Raw genomic sequence first — 11538 nt, 5'->3', positions numbered from 1 at the left:
TAATTAATCCACCATTTTGATTACGTTAACTTTAACACTTTCTGATATTTCGCCAAATGAAATGACATCCAGATCAGTAAATTGCGACATTATCAAACGTTTAGTATAGCGTCTGATATCAACTGCAGTTAGAAATACAACATCCTTTCGTGAAAGGTTCAATAAATGATGCTCAAACCTGTCAATAACAAACTCATTATCTGCCGGTTCCATATTAATAAATGATCCAGAAGCAGATGTTTTAATTCCCTTACGGATTTTATTTTCAATCTCAGGTGATAACACCATAACTGACAATACATTTTCAGTAGAAAACTTATCTGAAATATAGCGAGCTAACGCACTGCGCACATGCTCTACCAACTGGATCGTATCTCTCTCTTTCCCGCCCCACATCGCCAACGCTTCCAGCACTGCTTTCATATTTCTTACTGAAATACGTTCACTTAACAAACGCTGTAAGACTTCAGATACTCGCTGGACAGTACAATGCCTGTAAGTTTCCTTTAATAACTCAGGATACTGGCGTTCAAATTTATCCATAATATTTTTGGTTTCCTGGATACCAAACAACTCAGGGATCTGTGCGGTCACCAGCAACTGAAAAGAAAGCATCATTTCATCTTCTGCCGAACGCAACGTAAATCCCAAAGATGAACATAACTCCTGGCTCTGTTCGGCGACCCAGTATTCTTTTTCATTTCCATATTCAGTGGTGATTACATCAATGCCGGGTAAATCAATAATACCGTCAAGATTCAAAAGTTTGAAATGCCCAAAGTTAATTGGAAATACACCTGCAGTAACTTCATTGATCAGGACAACAACATGGTTCAACTGTACGTTTGGGCTCATTACCACACTGACTTTCGGGAGTTCAATGCCATAGTTAAGGTAAAAATCCTGTGAAAAACGCATGCCAAAATGTTCAAGATCCAGATTGTTAAAATCTTGCTCTGGAAGCATTACCATCAACGGTACAGTTTCAGGTATAATACTTGCTGTGGGTAAAAGAGTATTTCCTTCACTACCAAAACTTCCCCCTGAATTCGTTTTTATACTCCCCGAAGACGTTGCCTGCTTTTTAGATTTCATCATACGATTAATATAAACCGCAAGAATAATACCAGCTATAAACATAAAAATTATCAATGGAAATCCCGGAAGGCAACCAATTAAAATGGCTACAATTGCCGTAACAATCAAAACAAAATCACGCTGGAAAATCTGATCAATGATATTGTTACCCAGATTTTTTCCATCCTCACTAACCCTTGTTACCACAAAGCCGGTACCAATGGAAATAAGCAAAGCAGGAATCTGAGCGACCAAGGCATCACCAATTGTTAAAATCGTATAGACATCGGTAGCCCCACTAAAGGACATACCATGACGCCCCATGCCAATAGATACGCCACCAATGAAATTGACAAAGATAATCACAATGCTGGCAATTGCATCACCCTTGATAAATTTCATTGTGCCATCTAATGCACCATACAGTTGGCTCTCCTTTTCCAGCATGGAGCGTCGCCGTTGGGCATCATCAGCATCAATATTTCCCGCTCGCAGGTCGGCATCAATACTCATCTGTTTACCGGGCATGGCGTCCAGAGAAAAACGTGCACTAACTTCTGCGACACGCTCTGAACCTTTTGTTATAACAATAAATTGAAAAAGTGTAACAATTGAAAAAATGATAAAACCAACAATAATATCCCCAGCAATAACGAAGTTACCAAATGTTGTAATAATGTGTCCTGCATCAGCTTGCACCAGTATCATACGGCTGGTACTGATAGATAACGCAAGACGAAAGAGCGTTGTAATGAGCAAAAGTGAAGGCAATGCAGAAAATTCCAACACTTTCTGTATATAAAATGTGCCAATAAAAATTAAAATAGAAAATGTAATATTAAAAGCTAATAGTACATCAATAAGCCATGTTGGTAGTGGTATAATCAACATGGCTAATATTAATATCATCAACACAACCAAAAATAATTCTGGTCTCTGCGCTATTTTTTGCCACATATGTATCTCAGACTACGCTATAATGTTAATTACACTCTATATACTTTATAAATCTCTCGTATATAAGAGCTATATCTATTTTTTTCTGCAATACACAATAATAGACTTTATCGTTATGCGATAGAACTTGCTCATTGTAACTAAGCATTTCACTGTTATTATATATCCATGCAGAAAGATCGATCACACCTATGGGCATTTCCACCATTACAAAGTACCATACTCCATATCGACAGCAGCGGAATAAACTTCCCTTGAATGTAACAGAGATTTCTTCTCCGGCTAGCAAATTGCATACCTTATCTTCCAGTCCGCTATTAACCATATGTCCTTCTGATATGAGTAAAACGAGAAAACCCGTCGATAATCATTGCAAGAGTATTCTCAACACTCATTTTCATTTTTTCAGCATCGGCCAGATCATCTGCAAAGATCCCGAATGGAAGTGGCTTAATAGCAGAATAAATTTGTTGGACAAAGTTGGTTTTATCGCTACCTACATAATATTTCATACAGTTGTTAATCAGTTCAATCGTTAAATTCTTAGTTTCATCAGGTTGCAAAACAATATGAAAGAAGAAATCAAGCAATCTGAAATCTCTTTCATTTGTTGATGGAATATACTCACCTTCATTCATCTTCGACATAAACATCTTATCGGCAGAACGAAGTATATTCATTCTAAAATTTGCTTCAAGCAAAGTGCCAAATTCAAGTGCGCTGCATGAAGGGTCGTAACTATTAATATCACAATGCAGTGCCTGGGAATAGTAATCCAGCACAGCGTAGCGATTTTCAATGCCAAATTTCTCAATCGACATCTGGTATATTTCTAGTGGATCAAGGTCCTGCGTAAGAAACCCCTCATAAGCTTTACGCAATGACTGTTCGTTTTGTTTTAGTTGCAAACTAAATTTTCTTGCTGTATTTGCACTGTTAATGCCTGCTTTTATCTTTTTCCTGTCAGGTCCCTTCATTAGATTTTCAAGAGCAGACTCCAGAATATCCAAAGAAATATCAGGCAACTCATCATTTTCTTTTTTCTTCTTTTTCATCAAGATAAACGCGTGAAGAAGTAAAGCAATTTCTGTCGGGTCGGCGAATAACTGATGCAGATAATTTAATAATTGTTTTGCTGTCATTGCTCCACCTTTGGCAAAATCATTGATTTTCATCACACAGTTTGGCGTTTTCTCCTTTATTGAGGCTTCACACTCTTCAGCAATACTTTCTGGTGATGAAGGTTTTGCCTTCGCCGCACGATTATTCTGCAGAAAAGAACTCAATAACGCTGACATATCATCGGCCATAGTCATCGCAACTGAAAAAGAACCTTTCTCCACCTTCACTTCAGCATCATCCTGCATCTTAACAAGGACGTTGCTTAAATCGCCAATCCCTCCCGCACTTCGGATACTGGCCATTGGCAAAGATTCTAATGCCATATTCTACCCCTGATGAGTTGGTGTTATAAAAGCATCTTGATTAATTTTTTGCGTCTTATTCTGATAATTTTTAATGGCATCCCATCCATCATTAATGTAACCATCAAGCGCATCTTTGTGGCTAAAATCATCTTCTAGTATCCTGGGCTGAATCAAAAAGAGTCTTACCGCCTTCGAGGAATTGTTTGTCTTTGTTTTAAATAAATTACCGATAAATGGAATATCGCCAAGCAATGGGATTTTAGTAACACCATCAGACAACTGATCGCGTGTATAGCCACCAATTAAAAGATTCTGACCGGCAGTCACCCGAGCCATGGTGCTGATAGCAGTATTTCCCACAACCGGTAACTGATCTACCGTTGCAGTATCACCTTGATCATCTTCCACAGTATTTCCATCTGTAATGTCAATATTCATCTCAACGAGTTTATTATCATCTGAAATCATTGGAATAACGTTGATGGAAGTACCATAGGTTACTGTCTGGAGCGAAACTTCTCTTTCCCCCATCAATTTGACATAAAAACTACGCGAATTATCAAAGATAGCCGGAATATTATCCTGAGCCAGGATGATGGGGCGTGATACAATATTCGCCTTATTCCTCTGACTTAACGCATTAACGGTTGCCAAAAACATATCACTTTGCGAGCTTGTTAAGATACTTGTGGCATTAAAAAATGTCTGGATGCTCGAACCGACTTTATATTGCCCTTGCCAATTTACGCCTATTTGTTCTAAATCATCCTTATTAATATCAATAATCCAAAGTGAAAACTCGACTTGTTTACGAGGAACATCAAGGCGTGCAATAAGATCTTTTATCATGTTAACTTGATCTTGCGTGCCTTTAATAAGCAAACTATTACGACCTGAAAATGGCAATACTTTAATTTCACTGCCAGAAATTCTGCCATTATCGTTAAATTCTGCACGCACGCCAAATCCAGATTCTTCGAGAATCTCTGTTTCAGCTGTAGACTCTGGCTTAATTTGCTTTTTGACTGCAACATTACTTTTTCCTTGAACTCCATTATCAGAAAACAAGTTGTTGATTGTGGTGGCAATGCCTTGCATCGTTTTCGTTTGCCCGCGATAGCTATAAGTACGATCATCCACGAACACATGCCGCAGTTTTACTGTATCAATGACTAATTCGCTGTTAGATGATGAATATCCCTCTCCCATAAAACCAGCTATACCAACTACGATTTCAATATATTTTGGTGGCCCTGAGATATAAAGTGTATTGGATGGCATATTCATTTTAAGTGGATATCGAGAATCATACATACCATTGCTGTGCAAGAAATCCTCCAGATCTCTATAGCTTCTGGCTGGAAAATGAATGATTGCAGTTTTAGCTTCTGAGGCTTCATATATATAATATATTGAACCATCAAAGTACCAAATTAACCCTAAGTCATGCGTAATGCGCTCGACCATTTCCATTGGTCTGTTAAGATCGAAACGGCCTGTCACCGAATATTTTTTTGCGCGTGAGCTTACAATAAATGGTTTATTAGTTTGTGATGATATCGCTTTAAAAACAAAATCAACACTCTTATTATTGGCAGTAAAACTATTAATTGGTGCCGTTAAAGTGACATCGTTACTGGGGATCGATTGGCGAATGCCATTACTTGTCAAATTATCCTCAACAGCAGAAACCGCTCCACTATAGCTTAGTACACCCAATACAATGAGTGTACTTAAATTTTTTATTGCGGCTTCAGTCCTGAAAAACATTGATATATCCATCCATGAAAGACGTGAGAAATTCCATATTCGAGCATTCAAGTGGAAACAAACAAACCCAGCCGTCATTAATACTAATTCCACACGCAAAAAATTGATTCAATTTCATCACTAACATTGAGAGAACGGCATACTTATCAATAAAATATTCGTCGGTTAGCTGGAACAACACATACTGTTCAGAATGGCAGATACTATAATTTTTCATTTATCTTCCTCAATGAGGACGGTGTCATACCGAAAGAGGATAAGATAACCTGGTTCAAATGAGACTGTGAGCTAAATCCATTGCTCATTGCTATATGAGTAAGGCTTTCTTTTGTCTCTACAATATCCAGCATTGTTTTTGTCAATCGCCATGCCTGCATTCTGGTTTTTACTGTATCACCGAAATATAGTTGTGTTTTTTTTCTGAAATTCGAGTATGACAAACCGTAACGTTCACTCAAGTTAGTAACATTGCTAATATCATTATTGATATAATTTCCTATAAGATAGTTTGCGATCATATAAGACTCTTGCTGTCGTATAAATTCACATAATGAAGCAAAGTCAAAATCTTCAATTCTTTGAATATATCTAATAATAAATAATTGTTCTAGTTCTGAATATCTTAAGCATATATTGCCATTATGCTTATGTCGAGTATCAGAATTCCAGTACGTATTTATGTCAGAAAAAACCTGATACGCAGCATCAAGAAATGCAAGCAATTCAGAAAAATACCCTACATTTACAGTACCCGTTAAAATCCGTGACTGCTGGTGATAATCTCTGATCTGGCGGCCATAGACTAAATGCTGTGAAAATCTTCCCTGTTCGCCAATCGTCCAGATATGGTTTTCACACCGCACATTCCCTGGGCATTGATTCAATTTATTTTCAGTGTTTAGTGAAACGCATAGCAAAAATTTTTCAGATAACTGTCTGCGGCTAATTTTATTCCCTGGATACCATTTAATTCCTTTAACATTCATGGCCTACATCCGTTTTATTCAAAACTCTGGTTGGCAGAAATTGTCATACTTCCACTATCGTTAACATAAGCCATCATTGCCACGGTGTCCGTTACACAGATTTTTAAGAAATGTTCCAGATTTTGGTCAGCGCTATTGATCTTTAAGGTTTTTGACTGAAGATTCCATTGAATTTCAGCATCTGGATGTTGAGTCTCGGCAAGATACTGCGTTGCACAGTATACAAGCTGTTGCCTGAATAAACGCGTAGAATGCGTAATATGTTCATCAGGCACCAATGCGATGTCTCTTTCTAACGGTTTTTTAACTGTGCAGCCGAACAGCACAGTTGATAAAATCATTACAGCAATAAATGATAAAGGCCCGTTATACATATAATGTTTATTCATATTTAAGTTCCATTCCTTGGGAGAAAACGCCTCTGCCGTTTTTCTATTGAATGCCCCTTTAATCATCAGGAACCTTAGCTTTGACATAGGCTAGTGTCTTTCATAAGAATATTACATAAATTTTTATTTATTTTTTCTATTTTCTTTTTTGTTGAATAAATAAATATTTATTCTTTTCATTTTTTATATCCCCTAGACTACTTAGGAGCATAGTAACCTTGTTTTTGTACGGGATTTTTATGGAAGAGAATTCGCAGCGTGCAGGTATGGATTGCCTGCCCCACTATGTCATGAAGGTGCTTTCTGGCTCGATGTATGGAGTAGACATTCCATTACCTCACAGCGAAAACGTGCATGTCCGCTTCATGTCACAGGAACAGTTATTAACTGCGGAACAAAGTGAACAGCAGTCTATTTTTAGCAGCGTCAACACTGTTGTCGTCCCAGCCCCCACAGACCAGAGCACCTGCTTTCTGTTGTCGTTTATAACTTCTGCTGAAAATGAAACAGTGGCTGTATCTTGCCAGGTGCTGTCCCTCGCCGGAGAAGACCCCCTTTCTTCGGAAAATGGCGGAGAGACTTCAGTTCGAGCTTTAAACCTGAACAACCCAGTTAAGATTGGCCTGATAACTATTGCCTTAAAAATCAAGGGTGAATACTGGAATCAGGCCGTTGTAAACTATTCCAGAGAGCCGCTTTCTTCTCTGAATCAGGATGAAAGCATTACCGATCCTTCATTTGCTAAAGTATCAACCGATAGATCATATTTTCGTCGCCAACTTTATTGGCTGATTTTTCTCAGCACCGTTATCCTTTCTGTCGCCGCCACTTCTTTCATCGGTTATTACGCTAAGGTGGATAACAGTGCTTCCGTACTGTCTTTATTGTCTCCTGTTGATCCTGATATCGTTAAACTTAAGGATGGCAGTATTTATGTCATTGTGAGGAACGATACCGACGCAGGCTGGGGCTGGCAGGAACTCAATAAAAGTAATATTAATACAGAAAAAATTCACATTGTATCTCTTGAATCGGCTCGCCTTGATCTTTCGGCAATGCTCCACGAACTGAAGATCCCATTCCATAAAATTGAACTTGCTGATTCTTCAACTTTAACAATAATATTTAGTACAGAACGTTGTACTAAAGATACGTGCAACAGACCCTTTAACACGTTGATTGGTAAAGATTATCCGTGGATAAAAAATACAGTCATTGGTTCATTTGCCGATCAAGAAATCATTGCATCTGCTAAGCACAAACTCAATGAATTAGGATTTCAGTTTACAACAGACATTACACCTTTAAGAGCGAGTTTTATTATTCATGGTGTTATCGATAGGGAACAGTATTCTGTTATCCAGAATTCGATAGACAGTTTTAGACAAAGGTTTGGCGGTGAATATGTTCAGTTTGATTTTGGACTGGACGAACCGGGGTTACGGCCATTGACCTATCGGAGCGGTGATGACAGTTATGCCATCATGTCTGATTACCACTGGCTTTATCCCTATTAAATTAAATGGAATAAGAGGCAATTAGAATGGTCACATTTGATAATAAATCGCATGATGCAAGTACTGTAACCGACCTGGAGTTTGGGTCGGGATATATTAGCAATATGGCTTTAGGATTTGAGCAAGGTACACAAGACCTCAGACAATCGCTGGATGATGCATTAACGGTTTTACAAAAGGATCCAAGTAACCCCGCTAATCTGGCGGCATACCAATCTGCATTATCTGAGTATACTCTTTATAAAAATGCGCAATCGAACGTTGTTAAATCATTCCGTGATATTGACCAGGGCATTATTGCTAACTTTAAGTAAAAATGATGTGCGGCAAGGCAGGTCCACTGCTTTTGCCGCTATCGATTTATCCTAAGGACAGGGAGTACTAACGTGAGCATGTCTATTAATCAGATATCATTGCAGTCATTACAGACACCCACTTTTTCAGAATCACAACCCTCTTTAGTCACGGGTGATTTGGTTGATCTGGATACGCGATTAGCTGAAGAAGTCTCCAGACTGGCAGCAGGTACCCAGGTTGAAAAAGACAGAATTACCGCCGCATTGAATAACCCAGCTGTCACTTCCGACCCTGAGCAACTCGTAATATGGCAAAACAAGCTGAGCGCTTATACTATAGATACCAGTTTATATAGTACGCTGGCTCGTAAGGGTGTTTCCGCAATCGAAACATTAATAAAAACATGATGAAATCATTGAATATAAAGACTGCGCTGATACTACTTATGTTTCTACTTTGCGGATGTAATGAAAAATTAGCTGACCAATTATCTGAAAGGCAAGCTAACGAAATAATTACACTTCTGGAGTCGAATAATATCGATGCTTTCAAGGTTGACGGTGGCAAAGGAAAATATTCCATTCAGGTTTCCTCAGAAAGCCTGGCTTCAGCGACGGTATTACTGACTGCTTATAACCTTCCATCTGCTGAGGATATTGAAATATCACAACAATTTCCTGCGGATGCTATGGTGTCGACCCCCCTTGGTGAAAAAGCACGACTGATCTCAGCTATTGAACAGAGACTGGGTCAGTCACTGCAAGAACTGGAGCATATTACCAACGCCCGAGTGCACTTGAGTTATCCTGGTATTAGCCCTGAAAATAATGATTCATCTTCAATGGTGGCATCAGTATTGATAACCTATCAGGGAACAATTGATGAGGCAGCATATTCAGATAAGATACGTCTATTTATAAAGAACGGATTGCAGGATATGCACTATGAAAATATATCTGTGGTTATGTTCCGCCAATCCGCGCCGCTTAAGTTAGTGAATATCAGACCTTCACATCCGCTATGGGGATACACCGTTATCATTGCATGTTCAGTTCTACTATTATTTCTGATTTTGCTAGGTGTGTTCTGGCCCCGTATATCTCAACGTTTTATTTATAAGAAAGAGACAGAGTAATCAATCACAATATTTCATTAGCGACGATTTATTTTCGTCGCTAATTATTGGATAAGCTATGAATGAGATAATTATGCTTAGCAAAATTGTGCTAATGCCGGCTGACTGGGCAAATATTACCAGAGTAGCTAAATTGCGCAATGTGCCACGTACTATTGTAAACAGACTTCTGTTGCCACATAACACTATTGATATTGACCTATTACAACTATCTGAACAAAATATGTTTTTTATTTCTCGCTGGGACAAAATCTATAGTGCATCGATAATGGCCGCATCACGGCAACTGGCTCCTATGTTCGTACGGTTTCCCGCCGCCCTCACGCTTTTAACGGCCAAACAGCGCGCTTTCCTTTATATTCCCTGGTTTTCATCTTTACCCATAAACGAGGAATATCGCCAACCTGATCTCGTTATGCTTGAACAGTATGCATGCACATTGTTGATAAAAGCAATGCACAATCGATTTCCCCCTCCTCTTGTCCCTCTACTGGCCTTATTTTTCTCTGATGAATGTCAAGAGCCAGATATCAGAGGTGACCAAATCTATTCTGAAGAATACTTTCTTTTTTTGCAGGCCTTAGAATATGCTTAGACAAATATCACTTCCGAAGCAGTATCATTTGCCAGATACCCCACTTATCAAAGCGAAATGGCTGAATTCAGCGACCAGTGCATCCAGACTCGAGCTGCTTGCCAGAAAGCATGCTCAACATATTCTCCGTGATGCAAGAAACGAGGCTGATGAATTGCGTTCTCTTGCCTGGATAGAAGGTTATACTCAGGGAATACAGAAGGCATCACAAACTGTAGTCGATTACGTCAGCAATGTTGAATCTGCAACATCACAGTTGTTGCAACGTTCGCAACTGCAACTGGAGAAACAGTTGCAGCAATTATTTGCCAGTGAGGCCGGTATAGAAAATATACTCGCACTTTTAGCTCATTATCTATCACGTGATGCTATTACGGACTACAAAGCTATCGTTTCATTCCCTGCTTATGCCATTCGCTCAGCCAAATCCATCAGTGACCATTTTAAGCAGTCCGGAATTGATGTTGAACTTCGAACATGTCAAGCTGAAGAGTTACGGGTAGAATATGGACAGGAAATATGGTGCTGTAATTTTCAGCGCCAGCCATCCCAGCTGGCTAAATTAGCTATTGCCGCGTCTTTTGCTACGCTGAATATTTCTGAACGCCTTGAAGAATATCGTCAGCAGGCAGTAGAGTCTGTTTTGGAATAATCGATTTAGCTCTCTGATTTTTAAGCACGTATAACGGCCCGAAACATATCGGGCCTTTTTTATATTTCGGTTAGCAATCAGGCTTTCAGATTGCTACTGACTGTAGAAACCAGATCTGCTGACGAGTGGCGTACATCAGCCATCAGAGAAAGAAGACTACTCATCACTTGCGCCGCTTTTTGAGCTGTTTCTTTGCTCATCTCCATAGTTTGATCCATCATTTTACTACTTGCCTGCAGGGATGTCTGCTCGGCTTCAGAATTTTTCGTCTCCATACCAAACGAGCCTTGTTCTGCCTCAGAAAGACCTCGTCCCAATCCCATAGCCCCTTGGCTAACAGCAGAAGCGTGCGCCTGATTTTTTAAGAAACCCGTCCCACTCCCCACTCCCGAAGCAACCATCTGAGTAGTACCGCTAGTAATACCCGATGACAAAGCCAATATCCCCTGCTCGCGTAATTCATCTGCCGCAGCATTGGTGAAATCCTGACTGATGACACCGAGCTCACCAGACATCTTATAACCCGCAATTGAAGATTCATTTTCTGATTCTATCATGGCAATCAACAGCGTCAGCAGCGAACTGGCTTTTGGCATTGAAACTGTTATCACATTACCTGTGCTGGTATCGCTGCTGCCTAAACCACTATGTAACTGTGAATCGCCACAGGTTTAACAGACACCTCAGAGTCATTTAAGATGACTTAAAGAGAGGTGCCCATGAGCGGTAAGCGTTA

At 39.4% G+C, this 11538-nt stretch carries 12 protein-coding genes; 6 read left to right on the top strand and 6 right to left on the bottom strand.

Annotation, left to right across the window (positions count from 1 at the left end):
* Positions 1 to 3 precede the first annotated feature (3 nt).
* From OGY19_RS01860 to OGY19_RS01840, 5 genes are all read right to left on the bottom strand, one after another.
* Positions 4 to 2034 (bottom strand): EscV/YscV/HrcV family type III secretion system export apparatus protein, encoded by a 2031-nt coding sequence (locus OGY19_RS01860; protein ID WP_115643295.1) that lies wholly within the window; start codon positions 2032 to 2034, stop codon positions 4 to 6.
* 317 nt (positions 2035 to 2351) lie between these two features.
* Positions 2352 to 3479, bottom strand: a complete 1128-nt coding sequence (locus tag OGY19_RS01855; RefSeq protein WP_286596203.1) for an HrpJ domain-containing protein — start codon at positions 3477 to 3479, stop codon at positions 2352 to 2354.
* A 3-nt stretch (positions 3480 to 3482) separates the two neighbouring features.
* On the bottom strand, positions 3483 to 5231 hold the full coding sequence (gene sctC, locus OGY19_RS01850) for a type III secretion system outer membrane ring subunit SctC (protein ID WP_286596202.1): 1749 nt from the start codon (positions 5229 to 5231) through the stop codon (positions 3483 to 3485).
* A 203-nt stretch (positions 5232 to 5434) separates the two neighbouring features.
* Positions 5435 to 6217 (bottom strand): helix-turn-helix domain-containing protein, encoded by a 783-nt coding sequence (locus OGY19_RS01845; protein WP_257749196.1) that lies wholly within the window; start codon positions 6215 to 6217, stop codon positions 5435 to 5437.
* Positions 6218 to 6231: 14 nt separating this feature from the next.
* Complete coding sequence (locus tag OGY19_RS01840; RefSeq protein WP_286596201.1) at positions 6232 to 6672, bottom strand: hypothetical protein; 441 nt, start codon at positions 6670 to 6672, stop codon at positions 6232 to 6234.
* A gap of 173 nt (positions 6673 to 6845) precedes the next feature.
* On the opposite strand from OGY19_RS01840, the gene OGY19_RS01835 reads away from it, so the two are divergent.
* From OGY19_RS01835 to OGY19_RS01810, 6 genes are all read left to right on the top strand, one after another.
* Complete coding sequence (locus OGY19_RS01835; protein WP_286596200.1) at positions 6846 to 8123, top strand: PrgH/EprH family type III secretion apparatus protein; 1278 nt, start codon at positions 6846 to 6848, stop codon at positions 8121 to 8123.
* Between the two features lie 26 nt (positions 8124 to 8149).
* Positions 8150 to 8437, top strand: a complete 288-nt coding sequence (gene sctF, locus OGY19_RS01830) for a type III secretion system needle filament subunit SctF (RefSeq protein ID WP_101743353.1) — start codon at positions 8150 to 8152, stop codon at positions 8435 to 8437.
* Between the two features lie 78 nt (positions 8438 to 8515).
* Entirely contained in the window at positions 8516 to 8827 is a 312-nt protein-coding gene (sctI, locus tag OGY19_RS01825; RefSeq protein ID WP_202927569.1) for a type III secretion system inner rod subunit SctI, read from the top strand.
* The gene (gene sctJ / locus OGY19_RS01820) at positions 8824 to 9555 is read left to right on the top strand and encodes a type III secretion system inner membrane ring lipoprotein SctJ (RefSeq protein WP_286596199.1); all 732 of its coding nucleotides are present in this window, start codon (positions 8824 to 8826) and stop codon (positions 9553 to 9555) included. The genes sctI and sctJ overlap by 4 nt, the downstream gene beginning before the upstream one ends.
* A 58-nt stretch (positions 9556 to 9613) precedes the next feature.
* Entirely contained in the window at positions 9614 to 10150 is a 537-nt protein-coding gene (locus OGY19_RS01815; protein ID WP_286596198.1) for a hypothetical protein, read from the top strand.
* Complete coding sequence (locus OGY19_RS01810) at positions 10143 to 10802, top strand: type III secretion protein HrpE (protein ID WP_101742242.1); 660 nt, start codon at positions 10143 to 10145, stop codon at positions 10800 to 10802. The genes OGY19_RS01815 and OGY19_RS01810 overlap by 8 nt, the downstream gene beginning before the upstream one ends.
* A gap of 77 nt (positions 10803 to 10879) precedes the next feature.
* Here the strand turns inward: OGY19_RS01810 and OGY19_RS01805 are convergent, their stop codons facing one another.
* On the bottom strand, positions 10880 to 11398 hold the full coding sequence (locus tag OGY19_RS01805) for an IpaC/SipC family type III secretion system effector (protein WP_286596197.1): 519 nt from the start codon (positions 11396 to 11398) through the stop codon (positions 10880 to 10882).
* Positions 11399 to 11538: the final 140 nt, after the last annotated feature.

Source organism: Citrobacter sp. Cy070 (assembly GCF_030332245.1).
Lineage (GTDB): Bacteria > Pseudomonadota > Gammaproteobacteria > Enterobacterales > Enterobacteriaceae > Citrobacter > Citrobacter youngae.
The sequence above is the reverse complement of the archived record's forward strand: the minus strand, read 5'-3'. Positions and strand labels throughout refer to the sequence as shown.